This window comes from Pseudomonas sp. OE 28.3 (assembly GCF_014268205.2).
In the GTDB taxonomy this organism is placed as follows: Bacteria; Pseudomonadota; Gammaproteobacteria; order Pseudomonadales; family Pseudomonadaceae; genus Aquipseudomonas; species Aquipseudomonas edaphica.
Genome location: NZ_CP077082.1, coordinates 2624050 through 2639007 on the forward strand (window position 1 = coordinate 2624050; position 14958 = coordinate 2639007).

At 62.7% G+C, this 14958-nt stretch carries 13 protein-coding genes; 9 read left to right on the plus strand and 4 right to left on the minus strand.

Annotation, left to right across the window (positions count from 1 at the left end):
- Positions 1-112: 112 nt before the first annotated feature.
- The 4 genes from HU759_RS12035 (at position 113) to HU759_RS12050 (ending at position 4431) form a co-directional block, all read left to right on the plus strand.
- On the plus strand, positions 113-1171 hold the full coding sequence (locus HU759_RS12035; RefSeq protein ID WP_176991954.1) for an ABC transporter substrate-binding protein: 1059 nt from the start codon (positions 113-115) through the stop codon (positions 1169-1171).
- Positions 1158-2147 carry an ABC transporter permease subunit gene (locus HU759_RS12040; protein WP_186617423.1) on the plus strand — a complete coding sequence of 330 codons (990 nt, stop codon included), beginning with the start codon at positions 1158-1160 and terminating at the stop codon, positions 2145-2147. Before HU759_RS12035 ends, HU759_RS12040 begins: the two co-directional genes overlap by 14 nt.
- Positions 2141-2929 carry an ABC transporter ATP-binding protein gene (locus HU759_RS12045; protein ID WP_186617424.1) on the plus strand — a complete coding sequence of 263 codons (789 nt, stop codon included), beginning with the start codon at positions 2141-2143 and terminating at the stop codon, positions 2927-2929. Before HU759_RS12040 ends, HU759_RS12045 begins: the two co-directional genes overlap by 7 nt.
- A gap of 149 nt (positions 2930-3078) precedes the next feature.
- The gene (locus HU759_RS12050; RefSeq protein ID WP_186617425.1) at positions 3079-4431 is read left to right on the plus strand and encodes a Fic family protein; all 1353 of its coding nucleotides are present in this window, start codon (positions 3079-3081) and stop codon (positions 4429-4431) included.
- Between the two features lie 6 nt (positions 4432-4437).
- Here the strand turns inward: HU759_RS12050 and HU759_RS12055 are convergent, their stop codons facing one another.
- Positions 4438-4980, minus strand: a complete 543-nt coding sequence (locus HU759_RS12055; RefSeq protein WP_017137744.1) for an acyl-CoA thioesterase — start codon at positions 4978-4980, stop codon at positions 4438-4440.
- 106 nt (positions 4981-5086) lie between these two features.
- Between HU759_RS12055 and HU759_RS12060 the strand changes: the two genes are divergently transcribed.
- Complete coding sequence (locus HU759_RS12060; protein WP_017137745.1) at positions 5087-6043, plus strand: GlxA family transcriptional regulator; 957 nt, start codon at positions 5087-5089, stop codon at positions 6041-6043.
- A gap of 1 nt (position 6044) precedes the next feature.
- On the opposite strand, the gene HU759_RS12065 is transcribed toward HU759_RS12060, so the two are convergent.
- Entirely contained in the window at positions 6045-6908 is an 864-nt protein-coding gene (locus tag HU759_RS12065) for a LysR family transcriptional regulator (protein WP_099547761.1), read from the minus strand.
- A 102-nt stretch (positions 6909-7010) separates the two neighbouring features.
- Here HU759_RS12065 and HU759_RS12070 point away from each other — a divergent pair, with 102 nt between their 5' ends.
- Together HU759_RS12070 and HU759_RS12075 are read left to right on the plus strand one after the other, a co-directional pair.
- Positions 7011-8009, plus strand: a complete 999-nt coding sequence (locus tag HU759_RS12070) for a quinone oxidoreductase (RefSeq protein ID WP_186617426.1) — start codon at positions 7011-7013, stop codon at positions 8007-8009.
- Between the two features lie 300 nt (positions 8010-8309).
- Positions 8310-8675, plus strand: coding sequence for a hypothetical protein (locus HU759_RS12075; RefSeq protein ID WP_158235112.1), 366 nt, complete (start codon positions 8310-8312; stop codon positions 8673-8675).
- Positions 8676-8796: 121 nt separating this feature from the next.
- Here the strand turns inward: HU759_RS12075 and HU759_RS12080 are convergent, their stop codons facing one another.
- Positions 8797-9519, minus strand: a complete 723-nt coding sequence (locus HU759_RS12080; RefSeq protein WP_170038575.1) for a pirin family protein — start codon at positions 9517-9519, stop codon at positions 8797-8799.
- 180 nt (positions 9520-9699) lie between these two features.
- On the opposite strand from HU759_RS12080, the gene HU759_RS12085 reads away from it, so the two are divergent.
- The gene (locus HU759_RS12085) at positions 9700-10650 is read left to right on the plus strand and encodes a GlxA family transcriptional regulator (protein ID WP_017137750.1); all 951 of its coding nucleotides are present in this window, start codon (positions 9700-9702) and stop codon (positions 10648-10650) included.
- A 147-nt stretch (positions 10651-10797) separates the two neighbouring features.
- Positions 10798-12243: a winged helix-turn-helix domain-containing protein gene (locus HU759_RS12090; protein WP_189660856.1), complete on the plus strand. Its 1446-nt coding sequence runs from the start codon at positions 10798-10800 to the stop codon at positions 12241-12243.
- Here the strand turns inward: HU759_RS12090 and HU759_RS12095 are convergent.
- On the minus strand, positions 12190-14952 hold the full coding sequence (locus tag HU759_RS12095) for a winged helix-turn-helix domain-containing protein (RefSeq protein WP_186617427.1): 2763 nt from the start codon (positions 14950-14952) through the stop codon (positions 12190-12192). The two genes, HU759_RS12090 and HU759_RS12095, sit on opposite strands and share 54 nt — an antisense overlap.
- Positions 14953-14958: the final 6 nt, after the last annotated feature.

Genomic DNA, 14958 nt, shown 5'->3' on the forward strand with positions numbered 1-14958 from the left:
GGTCAGTTTGCACCGTTGTTGACTGACACTGCGCTATCGCAGGCAAGCCAGCTCCCACATTTGGGCGGCGGTGTTTTTTATTGGGTACATCAATTTAAAAAGGGAATTGCGCATGGTTGCTTTCGATCACTTGACCCGTCGCCGTTTGCTCGGCATAGCGGGCATTTCCATGGCCGGCCTGGCGCTGCCCAGCCTGGGCTTTGCGGCCGACGAGCACGCCGGGCACGGCACGCCTGCGGAACCTGCAGGCACCGGCGAGTTCATCCGCCTCGACGCGCCGCGCAAGCTCAAACTGGCGGTCAACCTCAACGCCGTGTGCCTGGCGCCAGTGGTGATCGCCCACGGCCAGGGCTTTTTCACCAAGCACAACCTCGATGTGGAACTGGTCAACTTCGGCAACTCCACCGAAGTGCTGCTCGAAGCCATCGCCACCGGCAAGGCCGATGCGGGCATCGGCATGGCGCTGCGTTGGCTCAAGGCGCTGGAACAAGGCTTTGACGTCAAGCTCACGGCCGGCACCCACGGTGGTTGCTTGCGCTTGCTGAGTGCCGCGAACGGTGGCGTGAATAAGCTCGAAGACCTCAAGGGCAAGGCCATCGGTGTCACCGACATGGCCAGCCCCGACCGCAATTTCTTCTCGATCCTGCTGAAAAAGCACGGCGTCGACCCGGTGCGCGACGTCGAATGGCGCCTGTACCCGGCCGACCTGCTGGGCACCGCGCTGGAGCGTGGCGAAGTGCAGGCGGTCAGTGGCAGCGACCCGTTCATGTACCGTCTGATCAAGTCCGGCGTGGCGCGGGAGTTGTCCACCAACCTGGTGGAGGCATACGCCAACCTCAGTTGCTGCGTGGTCGGCGTCACCGGCAAGCTGGTACGTGAAGACAAGCGCGTGGTCGCGGCGCTGACCCAGGCGATTCTGGAGGCCCACGATTATTCCGTGCAGCACCCCGAAGAAGTCGCCAAGGGCTTCCAGGCCTATGCGCTCAATACTACGACAGAAGAAGTGCAGGCGATCCTGCACGATCACACCCACGGCCACCATGCGGTCGGCGCGGCGCTGACGCAGGAAATCACCACCTATGTCACCGACCTGAAAACCGTCGAGGTGATCAGCAAAGGCACCGACCCGGTGGAGTTCGCCAAGGAGATCACCGCTGATGTCTTCAGTTGACGCTACAACCCTGAACCCAAGCCTGACATTCAAGGCCGGCTGGCAGGGCGCCACGGTGGTGGCGGCCTGGGTGGCCGTGGCGCTGTTGATCAGCTATTGGCCCAATGCCGTGCGCAATTGGCCGATGACCCAAGGGCTGGCCAATGTGTGCGTGGTGGTGGCTGCGCTGTTCATTCTGTTGAGCCTGCTGGGCCTGCGTTTTTCGCGGCTCGGCCAGCGCTTGCAAAAGGCCGGGCCGTGGTTGATTGCCTTGCCCGTGTTGCTGGGTATCTGGGAACTGCTCACCGCCAAGCTGGCGCTGCTGCCGGTGCCGTTTTTCGCGCCGCCCCAGGCCTTGCTTGCGGTGTATGTCGAAGACTATGCGCGCCTGGCCGACAGCCTGCTGCATTCGGCCTTGCTGCTGGGTTCGGGCGTGGCGCTTGGCGCGGCGACTGGTTTTGTCGCGGGCGTCTCCATCGGCTGGTCCACGCGCATCGGCTACTGGTTGCACCCGGTGCTGCGTATCCTCGGGCCGGTGCCGTCGACGGCGTTGCTGCCGCTGTGTTTTTTCCTGTTCCCCAGCAGTTGGAGCGCAAGTGTTTTCCTGATCGCGCTGGCCACCTGGTTTCCGGTCACGGTGCTGACCTGGTCCGGCGTGGCGAGTGTCGATAAAGCCTATTACGACGTGGCGCGCACCTTGGGTGCCAAACCGGGCTTCCTGATTTTCAAAGTGGCGATCCCCGCCGCGTTGCCCCACGTGTTTGTCGGCTTGTTCATGGGCCTGGGCGCCTCGTTTTCGACCTTGGTGGTGGCGGAAATGATGGGGGTTAAATCCGGCATCGGCTGGTACTTGCAATGGGCTCAGGGCTGGGCCGCCTACGCGAATATGTACGCGGCCTTGTTGATCATGGCGCTGGCGTGCTCGGGGCTGATCACCGGGTTGTTCCTGGTGCGCGACCGGTTGTTGGCCTGGCAGAAAGGAGCGATGAAATGGTAGCGCTGGCGCAAGCAGTTCAACCCGCGCCCGGGCTGGCGCTGCGGATTGAGAACCTCAGCCATGGCTTTGCACTGGACGGGCAGCATTTGCCGGTATTAGAGCGGGTTTCCCTGGAGGTGGCGCCCGGTGAATTCGTGGCGTTGCTGGGGCCTTCGGGTTGCGGCAAATCCACTTTGCTGCGCCTGGTGGCCGGGTTGGAACCGGCTGACTCCGGGCGTTTGCTGGCCGATGGGCACGCCATCACCGGCCCCGACCCGAGCCGCGTGGTGGTGTTCCAGGACCCGACCCTGTACCCGTGGCGCCGCGTGTGGGACAACGTCGCGCTGGGCCTGGAGGCTCAAGGCTTGCTCAAGACCCATTCGGCCAAGGTCGATCAAACCCTGGAAAAAGTTGGCCTCAGCGCCTTCGCGCACGCCTACCCTCGACAACTTTCCGGCGGCATGGCCCAGCGCGTGGCGTTGGCCCGTGCGCTGGTCAACCAGCCACGGCTGCTGATTCTGGATGAACCCCTGGGCAAGCTGGACTCGCTGACGCGCATCACCCTGCAAAAGGAGCTTATCGACCTGTGGCAGCGCCAGGGCTACACGGCGTTGCTGGTGACCCACGACGTGGAAGAAGCCTTGCTGCTGGCCAACCGCGTGATCGTGTTCAGCGACCGCCCGGCGAAGATCCAGGCGCAGTTGACCATTGACCGGCCCTATCCTCGGCATCGCGATGATGCCTATCTGGTGGGTTTGCGCCGGCAGATTCTGGGGTTGTTGGGGTTGGGGGAGAGCTGGTAGTTGTTGGTCTGATCGTTCCCACGCTCTGCGTGGGAACGCCGCTTGGGACGCTCCGCGTCCCGCAACCCCACAGTCTGACTGCATAGTCCTTGACACCGCCAACCCCTTGCGCAAGGATCAACTCAATTTTCGAAAATTGAGTTTCAGCGATGGCGAGAATCCATAAGCCAACCGAATTCGCCGACTTGTTAAAGCAATATGGCCTGGAGATTTTCGAGCTGGCGCGCCTCTACAAAGCGGTCGACGGCAAAGGTCGGTACTTGCACTGGGATGAATTTCGTCGATATCCCGCGCCGGGCATCAATAAAGACGCTGCCTGGGCCGCGATTAAAATGTCGCGGGCCTGCGCAAGCAAGACCCTCGAACTGCGCAGCGAGTGTGGCAGCCCTTTTTTTGTGTGCACCACGGATTTCTGTGACGCGGTCGTTCACGCCGTGGAGTCGGTGACGTCCAGGCTGGGCGGGGCGGCGGCGTCGTCTCCCCAATACCGGGATAACACCCGCTACCTGGTTGACGCCTTGATGATGGAGGAAGCCATCTCCAGCGCCCAACTGGAGGGCGCCGCGACGACCCGTAAAATCGCCAAGGACATGTTGGCCAAGGAACGCCCGCCTCAAGATGATGATGAGCGGATGATCCTGAATAATTATCAGCTGATGAAGCATGCCAAATACAACAAGGACGAAAGTCTGTCGCTCGGGTTGATCTGCGAGTTTCATGGCATTGCCACGGCGGGCATTGATGAGGCGCATGTTCATCCGGGGGCCATCAGGGACGAAGACGATGTTTTTGTCGGCGGTGCGGGCAATGACATTGTGCATCAGCCGCCCAAGGCAGCCCTGCTGCCAGCCAGGCTTGAAGCGCTCTGCCGGTTTGCCAATGAGCGGCATGACGGGCAGGAGGGCAGGCACTTTATCCACCCGGTGGTGAAAGCCATCATCCTGCATTTCATGCTGGGCTATGAGCATCCTTTCAGGGACGGGAACGGGCGCACCGCACGCGCGTTGTTTTATTGGTTCATGCTCAAAAGTGGTTACTGGCCGTTTGAATATATTTCTATCAGCACGCTGCTTAAAGAGGCGCCAATGCAATATGGGCGTTCCTATGTCTACACGGAAACCGACGCCTTCGACCTGACCTATTTCGTGATTTACCAATTGCGCGTCATTGAGCGTGCAATGCAAGCATTCATGACGTATTTCGAGGCCAAAAGGAAAGAATCCACCGAGCTGATGGGCTGGCTGGATACGCTTGAATTGAAAGATGCACTCAATTATCGGCAGGGACATTTCCTGAAAAAGGTGCTGCAACACCCAGGGCGCACCTTCACGCCCAAGGAGATCACCCATGACTATGACGTTTCGGAAAATACCGCGCGTAAGGACCTGGAGAAGTTGGTTGGCATGAAGGTGCTGTTCAAGGTCCAGGAAGGCAAAAGCTTCCTGTACCTGGCCAGGGATGACGCCGAAGCCAACCTGAAGAAACTCGTATCCAAGGCCTAGGTGCGCTCAAACCTGCTCCTGCGCCCGCAACTGCACGCTCATCTCATCACAACTGTTTGCCCAGTCACTCAGCCACTGCGGCATGGGCGGTGACGCTTCGGCCAAGCCGAGTTCGCGCACAAAGTCGGCCGGGGGCAGGGTGCCCTTGGCGGAGCGGAACAGGCCGCGCATCACCACCACGCCCACCACTCGGCCCCGGCTGATAAAACGGTGCTCCATCAGGCTCCATTTGTGGTCCCAGCCGAGCATGCGCGTGTGTACCTCGAACACTTCAAAGAGCTTCAGCTCGCGGCGGAACTTGCCCCAGGTGTCGCCCACAATCGGCAACGCCTTGTTGCGCAGGGCCACGCGAAAAGCGCCGGTACGCAGCACAAAATCCATCCGCGCAACGTCTGCCAGGGTGAAGTACCGGCCGTTGGTGACGTGCCGGTTGATATCCAGGTCCAGCGGCCACACCCGCATGCGCACTACAGTGGTGTCCAAACCCTGCACGGGCTTGCGCCAGGGACGACGGAACAACATGAACAGCAATCGAAACCAGAGATTCATAAACGTGCCAGGCAGTTGATCAGAAGCCGCACTGTACGCAGCCGGAATCGGCTAAGGTAGGTGCGCAAATGACTTATTACATGTGAAAAACGCAAACAGGCTTTTTATGCACATTACCTTGCTCCTGGCCGATGATTGTTCTGCCGCCAACGCCACCCTGGTCCTGGAAATGCTCAGCGCCGCCAATCTGTTTGCCGACAGCCCACCCTTTGAGGTCGTGGTTGTCTCCCTGGACGGCCAGCCCGTGACCACGTGGAGCGGGCAGTGCATGCAGGTGGCGTGCGCGGCGGCGCAGGTGCGCCGCACCGACCTGATCCTGATCCCCGGTTTCCTGTTTACCCTCAAGCAGGCCTTGCCCACTTTTCCTGCCTACGGCCCGTGGCTGCGTGAGCAATATGCCCAGGGCGCGGTGCTGGCATCGATGTGCACCGCAGCTTTTTTGCTGGCCGAAAGCGGCCTGTTGCAAGGCTTGCGCGCTACCACCCACTGGGCGTTTGCCGAGCTGTTCCGGCGCCGTTACCCCGACGTGACCCTGGAGGACGCGCAGATCCTGTGTGAAGAAAACCGTGTAATCACCAGCGGTGGCGCCAGCGCGGCGATGGACCTGATGCTGCACCTGATCCGCCGCTTCGGTTCACCAGAGCTTGCGCATACCTGTGGCAAATACCTGTTGATCGACGGCGTGCGTACCGAGCAGTCGGTGTACGCCCTGTGGTCGTTGCCCAAGAACCACGGCGACGGCGAGATCCTGCGGGTGCAGCATTGGCTGGAGCAGCACTTTGCCCAGGCGTTGGTAATTGACGACGTGGCGCGGCGCTTTGGTTTTGGTGTGCGCAATTTCAAGCGGCGTTTCAAGGAGGCGACCGGCTATACGCCCGTGGGTTATGTGCAAACCCTGCGCCTGGAGCGGGCCAAGCAGATGCTGGAGTCCACGCGCATGACCCTCGAAAGCATCACCTACGCGGTGGGGTATGAAGACAGTAATTCGTTTCGCCGCCTGTTCCAGCAGCGCGTGGGGATGCTGCCGGCGGCGTATCGCAAGAAATTCCTCGCCACGGCCTGAATCAGCGACGTAGCTGCGCCTGCGCTTCAATACATTCCACCAGAAACTCCATCACCACTTTCACCGACGGTGAGCGGCGCATATCCGGGTAGACCGTCAGCCAGATATCACGCACCGGGCCGTCGCTGGGCGTGGGCAACCGGGTCAACAGCGGGTCGTGGTCGCCCACCAGGGTCGGCAGCACTACCGCGCCGACCTGCGCGCGCGCGGCCATCTGCTGGGTGATCAACTCGCTGGCGGCAAATACGATAGGGCGAGGGCCGCGCAGTTGGTGCAGCCAGGCTTGCTGGGGCAGGTGGTCGCGGCTGGCGTCGTAGGCGATGAAGGTCCATTGCGCTGCCGGCAAGTGTTCGAGCGCAGGTGCGGCGTACAAGCCGAAGCGCACCACGCCGACTTTGCGCCGCACCAGGGCTGCTTCGTCGGGGCGCACGGTGCGCAAGGCGATGTCGGCTTCGCCCTTGTCCAGCGCGGCCAGTTGAGTGGACGGCATCAGCACCAGATTCAGCTGCGGGTAGTGGGCGCGTAAACGCGCAAGCTGAGGTGCAATGCAGTGGTTGGCGATGGAGGGCGGGCAACTGACGCGCACAGTGCCGGCCAGTTCAATGGAGGCCACACGCGACAAGCGCATCACCTGCGTGGCCATATCGCCCATGCCCGCCGCCACTTGCGCCAAGGCCAGGCCTTGCGCCGTGAGCGGGCGGCTGCGGGGCAGGCGGTCCACCAGCTTTACGCCCAGGGCTTTTTCCAGTGCATCGACCCGGCGCCCGACGGTGGCGTGCTCCACCTGCAGCTCGCGGGCGGCGGCCGACAATGACTGGGTGCGGGCCAGCACAGTGAAGTAGTAGAGGTCCTGCCAATCGAACATCGGGTTATTTCCGCACAGAGGCTGGGAGGGATTGGGGAATATTGCAACCGAATAATCCCTTTTACCATGGCCGCTTCCCAGTGCAAACGGAGTTGTTCCCTGATGAAAGCCATTACCCTGCAAGCCTACGGCGGTCCCGATGTCGCCCAACTGCGCCATGATGTGGCCAAACCCCAGGTCACGGCCGGGCATGTGCTGGTCAAGGTGGCCTGCGCCGGGATTAATTTCATGGATATTCATACCCGCCAGGGCAAATACGCGGCGTCGGTGACTTACCCGGTGCGCTTGCCTTGCACCCTGGGCATGGAGGGCGCCGGCGTGGTGGTTGAGGTTGGCCCGGGCGTGAGCCACCTGGCCGTGGGCGACCGGGTGGCCTGGTGCATTGCCTGGGGCGCCTATGCCGAATACGCCAACGTGCCTGCCGACAAAGTCGCGCAGATTCCCAGCGCCATCCCCTTCGATCAAGCGGCTGCGGCGATGTTTCAGGGCTGCACCGCGCACTACCTGGTTGAGGACGTGGCGCGCTTGCAGGCAGGCAGCAGCTGCCTGATTCACGCGGCGTCCGGCAGCATCGGCCAGTTGTTGGTGCAGATGGCGCGGCGGTTGGGCGCGACCGTGTTGACCACCGGCAGCAGCGCCGAAAAATGCGCGATTGCCCGGCAACGTGGCGCCCACCAGGCCTGGACCTATGACGGCTTTGCCGATCAGGTGCTGCAAGCCACCGATGGGCGCGGAGTGGATGTGGTGTTTGATTCGCTCGGCAAAACCACCTTGCGCGAGAGTTTCCGTGCTTGCCGCTCGCGGGGTTTGATCGTCAATTATGGCAACGTGTCGGGCTCACTGAGCGATTTGGACCCGATTGAATTGGGCGAGGCGGGCTCGCTGTTTTTGACCCGCCCACGTCTGGCGGACCACATGGCCGACGGGGCGACCGTGCAGCGGCGTGCCAATGCGGTGTTCGCGGCGATGCTGGAAGGGTCGTTGAGCGTGGAGATCGAGGGCCATTACAGCCTGGAGACGGTGCAACAGGTACACGCACGCATCGAGGCGCGCCAGCAGATCGGCAAGGCGGTGTTGTGGGTGGACCGCGACCTGCGCTGATCGGTGTGGCGAGCAGTCTTGTTGTGGCGAGCAAGCTTGTTGTGGCGAGCAGGCTTGCCCTGCGTTGGGCTGCGAAGCGGCCCCAGTGCGGCTAATCCGATTTTTCAGTTAAACCGCGTGTTCAGGTTTCAGGGCCGCTGCGCGCCCCAACGCAGGGCAAGCCTGCTCGCCACAACAAGCCTGCTCGCCACAACAGCCCGTTAACCAGACGTTGGGTGGGGTACATGGCCAGATCGCAGGCGAAAAAAAACCGGCTGATCAGGCCGGTTTGGGGTGCCTCGCCAACAGCGAGGGTTATACGTGGTTGCTCTGCAGGCGATCCGAACCACCTTCAGCCAGGCCGCGTTCCTGCAGGCGATCAGCACCACCTTCAGCCAGGCCGCGTTCCTGCAGGCGATCAGCACCGCCTTCAGCCAGGCCGCGTTCCTGCAGGCGATCAGCACCGCCTTCAGCCAGGCCACGTTCCTGCAAGCGATCAGCGCCACCTTCGGCTATACGGCGTTCCTGCAGACGGTCAGAACCATTTTCGGCTACGTGGTTGCCTTGCAGGCGATCCGCGCCGCCTTCAGCGACAACCGGGTGGGCAAAAGCGTTGGCAGCCAGTACCGAGAAAGCGAGGCTAAGCAAGAGTTGGCGTTTCATGGTGGTGTGCTCCGAGAGTTGTAGTTGGGTGTTGCCGGGTATGGGTTTGATGGTACGCGTTGGATTTTTTAAGAGAACTTCATTGCGCTGATGGTGACTATCGACGCCAGCGATGGCCCGTTGTGGCGGGCCATCGTGCAGGCGCTCAAGGCATCTGCGGCAGTTCCTGAGGGCGCAGGTCAAACACCAGCACCTCGGCGTCTTCGCCCTGGCTCAGGCGGATCTGCCGCTCATTGCGCAGCCGTGCGCCATCGCCTTCCTGCAAGCGGTGGCCATTGAGTTCGACGCTGCCGCGGGCCACGTGCACGTACACATGGCGGTCCGCCGGCACGTCCAGGGTTGCGGTTTCGTCGCCGTTGAACAGCCCGGCATACACCCGTGCATCCTGGCGAACGTTGAGCGAGCCATCCGTGCCTTCCGGCGAGATGATCAACTGCAAGCGCCCACGTTTTTGCGCTGCGCTGAAGTGCTCCTGTTGGTAGCGCGGTTCGGCGCCGACCACATTCGGCACAATCCAGATCTGCAGGAAGTGCACGCCATGGCTCTGGCTGTGGTTGAACTCGCTGTGGGCCACGCCGCTGCCGGCGCTCATCAGTTGCACGTCGCCAGGGCGGATCACCGAACCGGTGCCCAGGGTGTCCTTGTGTTCCAGGGCGCCTTCGAGCACATAGGAGAAAATCTCCATGTCCCGATGCGGGTGCTGGCCAAAGCCTTTGCCGGCGGCGACGCGGTCATCGTTGATCACCAGCAGGTCGGAAAAACCCTGCTCCCTGGGATCCCAGTAGTTGGCGAACGAGAAGGTGTGGAACGACTTCAACCAACCGTGATTGGCGGCGCCGCGTTCCGAGGCTTTGCGAAGGGTCAGCATGGTCTTGTCCTCAAGTGAGCGCTGGCTGCGAAATGCAGGGCGCTTGCGTTGAGAAGAAGGTTAATGGTTTTCCAGTGATTCATTAATAAGCTGAAAATTGAATTAATGTCTCATTTTAGTTGACAGTTTCAAGCGTGCCATAATGCCGTCCCGACTCCCGTTACGATGGACTTGCTCTTGATGAAAACTGTGGCCATGGCGCTGTTTCCAGACTTCCTGCTGCTCGATATGGCCGGGCCGCTGGAGGTGTTTTCCATAGCCAATCGCTACTTGCCGGCGTCGGAGCATTATCGGATCCTGACGATCGGTACCGAGCCCGGTCCGCTGCGCGCCTCCAATGGCGTGCACGTGCATGCCGACCTGCAACTGGCGCATGCCGATGAGGCCTACGACCTTCTGCTGGTGCCCGGCGGGCCTGGCGCTTATAACGAATGCCATCCGGCTCTGCTGCCTTGGCTGCGGGCCGCAGCGCCTCGGGCACGGCGCTTCGGTTCGATCTGCACCGGCGCCTTTGTGCTGGGGCACGCCGGGCTGCTCGACGGCCACCGCGTCACCACGCACTGGCACTACACCGACCGCCTGATCAAAGGCTTTCCCAAGGCCACCGTCGAAACCGATCGCATTTACTTGCAGGATGGCCGCTTGATTACCTCCGGCGGGGTCACTGCCGGCATCGACCTGGCGCTGTCGATCATCGCCCAGGACCATGGCCGGCAGGTGGCGGTCGACGTCGCCAAGGTGCTGCTGGTGGTGATGAAACGCCAGGGCGGGCAGGCTCAGTTCAGCCCGATGACCGCCGCCGTCGCGCCGCTGGAAACCCCGATCACCCGCGTGCAGAACCAGGTGCTGGCGCAGTTGGATCAGCCATTGAGCATCGTGTCCATGGCCGCGCTGGCGGGCATGAGCGCGCGCCATTTTGCGCGGCTGTTCGCCAAAGAGGTGGGCATGACGCCCATGGCCTTTGTGCAAGGCGCGCGTATCGACCGTGCCCGGCACCTGCTGGAAAGCACAGACCTGCCGCTCAAGACCGTGGCTTTCCGCGCAGGCTTCGGCAGCGTGCGGCATATGCGCTTTCTGTTCAGTGAAAAACTCGGCCTTAACCCCACGCAGTACCGACAACAGTTCAGTTGACGCCGAAATGTCCGTCTGGCTGCCCTGATTGTCCGTGTCGCTCCCTGTGCCAGCATTGTCCTGTCACGCATAGCTGGCAAGATAGCCCCAGGCCCCTTGAAAGGAGGCGCAGGCGCCCAAGGCCGGGTGTTCCAGCGCTGTCAGCAGATGAACAATGCACACTCGGTGAGCTTCGGTCCCTATACCTTTCATCGCGATCAACGTCTGGTCAGCAAGACCGGCCAGCCGGTGCCATTGGGTGGGCGTGCGCTGGATATCCTCGCAATACTGTTGGAGACGCCGGGGCAATTTGTCAGCAAGGACACCTTGATCGGCCGGGTCTGGCCGAGCAGCGTGGTGGAAGAAAGTAATTTGCGCGTGCACATCGCCGCCCTGCGTCGTGCGCTGGACGGACAACGCTATATCCTCAATGAACCGCAACGCGGCTACTGCTTCGTGGCGCCGTCACCGGTGCCGTCACCGCGGCTTCGGCACAATCTGGCCGCACGGCTCAGCCCAGTGATCGGCCGCGACGAACTGCTGGGCAGCCTGGTGAGACGCCTGGGCGGCCAACGGCTGATGATGCTCACCGGCTGCGCCGGCATCGGCAAGAGCACCCTGGCACTGGCGCTGGCCGAACGGGTGTTGCCGCGTTATCGCGATGGCGTTTGGTGGCTGGACCTGGCAACTGTGCAGGCGCCGAACCGGTTGCTGGACTACCTGAGCGAAACCCTGCACCTCCAACCCTGTGTCGGCGCCCATGCACTGTGCGAGCAATTGGCCGCCCGGCAACTGTTGCTGGTGCTCGATAATGCCGATTTGTTGCTGGGCGCCTGCCGTCATCTGGTGCATACACTGCAAGCCAGGGCGCCTCAGGTGAGCGTGCTGCTGACCAGCCGCGAAACCTTGCAGGTGCCCGGCGAATGGGTGCACCACGTGCCACGGCTGGCGCTGCCGACATCGGCTGACCGGGGTGGTGTCGAGCAGGCCATGCTGTATCCGGCCCTGCAATTGTTTGTGGCGCGGGTGCGTGCCGGTCAGCAGGGATTTGTACTGCGGTCTGAGGACCTGGCGCCGTTGTGCGATATCTGCCGGCGTCTGGACGGCATCCCGCTGGCGCTGGAACTGGCGGCGGCCCAGGTTGAAGCCCTGGGAATACGCGGGTTGCAAAAGCAGTTACACAACGGCGTGCAAGTGTTAAGGCGTGGCCGACGCACGGCGGTCGAGCGCCATCAGTCGCTGACGGCGGCGCTGGATTGGACGTATCAACGCCTGAGCCTGCCGCAGCGTTGGCTGTTCCTGCAATTGGCGCTGTTCAAAAGCGCGGTGACGTTGCCGGCCTTGACCGAACTGGTGGCCGGCACTGAACTTGCGCACGCCGACCTGGCTTACCTGCTGGCACGCCTGGTCGCGATGTCTTCCCTGGTGGTCGAGCCCGGCCCCGGCCCGCGGCGCTATCGGCTGCTCAACAGTGTGCGCAGCTACGCCCTGGCGCAGCTGCGTGACCCGTTGCAGGTGGCGCGTTTGCAGCAGGGCTATGGGCATTATCTGGGGCCATTTTCAGGCCGGCCGTTTGTCCTGCAACTGGTCGAGCAGGCTGCGCACGCGGACTAGATCCTGGGTGGCATAGCCTTCGGTAAATTGCCCGTAGACCGAATTCAACAGCTCACGTGCTGCCCGCACACGGCCCTGGCTTTGCCACAGGCAAGCCAGTGAGGTCGCGCCGCGCAACTGCCAGGCCAGTGCGCCTTGCTCGTGCGCCAAGCCCAATGCCTCCAGCAGCAGCGATTCGCGCGCGCGCAGGTCGGGCAGGGCCTCGGCGCGCACCCTGAGAATCTCGGCCGTGCACCAACCGGCCGCGCCGTTTCTTGCGCGCTCAAATACCGTGTCATCTACCTGCGCGGCATTGAAGGTCACCAGTATGTCCTGAACCAGGCCCAGGCCTTGCAATGTCGCATGGGGTGCGGTGCCCTCGTAATGCCGCGCCCAGGTATGAAACAACTGCACCGAATGTTTCTGTGAGTGTTCCAGCAGCATCGCCAGCAGCGCGTGCGCCGCGCCGCTGCCACCGTTGTAGTGGGCAATCGGTACGCTGGCCAGGGCCAGGGTGTAGCAGATAGAGGTGCCGTGGTTGATCTGCAACGCCAGCTCCAGCGCCTGGTTTGCCATTCGTGCGGCCCGCTCTGGAAACCCGCGCAGCCACAGGATGCGCGCCAGCACCGTCAGCGACGCCACACTCTGGTCGTATTGCACGCCAAAGCCATGGGTGAAACGGTTGAGATGGCCGCTGTGGGCCATGCGCTGTAGTACTTGTTCGGCATTGTGCAGGGCCAGGACCTGGTTGCCCGCGAAATGCTGGGCCAGTACCCGTAAGCGCTGGGCACTCAAATCCAGCAGCGGATCGGTGCGCGGGTCGAGGCGGTCGAACTGCATGCTCTGCTCCAGCGCCTCACGGTAGCGGCCGGCACACAGGTTGACCGCCATGTGCCCGGAGACGGCTCGCAACTGGCCCCCATTGTCTTGGAGCGCTTGCGCCAGGCGCCGGGCCGCCACAAACGCAGCGATGGTCTGCGGTGCGCCGCCCAAGGCGTGATAGGACAGGCTGCCCAGGGCCAGTTGCAGTTGCATGGTCAACTGCGTGCAGGGCGCGCCCGATTGCGGCATCAGCGCCAGGGCCTGGTCTACGTACAGCCCATGTTCGCGCAGCAGCGACAACTCCTGCCACAAGGGCATGGCGCTGACCGTCAGGCGAATGCCAAGCAGGTGCGCGCCGTGTTCGCCCAAGCCCCAGTCGAGGGCGGCGCGAATGTCCTCGCGCAACGGCGCATAACGGTTGATCCACAGCTCGGTGGCAGTGAATTCCCAGTCTTCCCGCGCCTGGTCCATCAGCGCCAGACAGCGCGCCGCATGGCGTTCGCGTGTGCTGTCGAGTTCAGCTGCGTGGTCGAGCTTTTCCAGGGCATAGCTGCGGGTGACATCCAGCAGACGATAGACCATGTCATCATCGCCGGCCTCGACGTTGAGCAGCGACTTGGCCACCAGTTGGGTGATCGAACCCAGCACTTCGGCCGGTGCGATCTGCTCCCCGGCGATCACCGCCGCCGCGCTTGCCAGGCTGAACCCGCCGCGAAACACCGCGAGGCGGCGCAGGCAGATCTGTTCGCACGCGGTGAGCAGGTTAAAACTCCAATCCAGCGTGGCGCGCAAGGTTTGCTGGCGGGGCAGGTCGCTGTGCAGGCCACGGTTGAGCAGGCGCAGATTGTCCTCCATCTGCACCAGCAAACCCGGCAAGCCGAAGCGCTCGATCTGCGTGGCGACCAATTCGATTGCCAGGGGAATGCCGTCCAGGCGCTTGCAGATCTCGATCGCCAGGGGCAGTTGCGCCTCGCTGAGCTCAAAACTGTCCTGGTGCGACATGGCACGCTCGATCAGCAGTTGCAAGGCCGGGTAGCCGAGGGCCTGGGCGCGGTTCCCGGTGGCGGGTGGGCAGGCCAGCGGCTCCAGGCGTTGCACGTACTCGCCCTCGGCGCGCAGGGCTTCGCGGCTGGTGGCCAAAATGTGCAGGTGTGGCAGTTGACGCAGTAAGGTTTCGCTGATCAGCGCGATGTCGTCCAGCAGGTGTTCGCAGTTGTCGATCACCAGCAGCAACTGCCGCGCGTGCAGGCTTCGGGCCAAGGTCAGCAGCGGGTCATGTTCGGTGGGTGCGAGGTGGAGCAGGGCGGCCAGGTTGGGCAGGATCATTGACGGCGCGCTGAGCGGCGCCAGATCCAGCAGGTGAATGCCGTCGCGGTAATGGCCGATCAATAATTCCGCCACACGCAGCGCCACGGTGGTCTTGCCGATACCGCCCGCGCCGGTCAGGGTGATGAAGCGTTGCTGCGGCAGTTGCTGCACCAGTGCGTCGATCAACACCTGGCGGCCAATCATCCGCGTACGGCGCAGCGGCAGGTTATGGCCCTGGTTGTGGGGAATACCGTCGATGGCTGTCGTCATCGGTTCAATGCTCAGGGGGGCGACAAAGCTGTAACCGCGCTGGGCGACGGTGACGATATAGCGCTGCCCGGCCTGGCCATCGCCCAGGGCCTTGCGCAATGCGGCCATATGCACACGCAGGTTGCCGTCTTCGACCACCGTTTTGGGCCATACCCGCGTGATCAGTTCCTGCTTGCTCACCACATTGCCGGCGTGCTCCAGCAAAATCAGCAAGATTTCTAGCGCGCGTCGGCTCAGGCGCAAGGGGCGGCCAGCCTCCAGCACCAGGCGCTGGCGCGGGTGGACACGGTAGGGACCGAAATGCACGGCCTGGTCGTTGAGGTCACGCATAGTGGC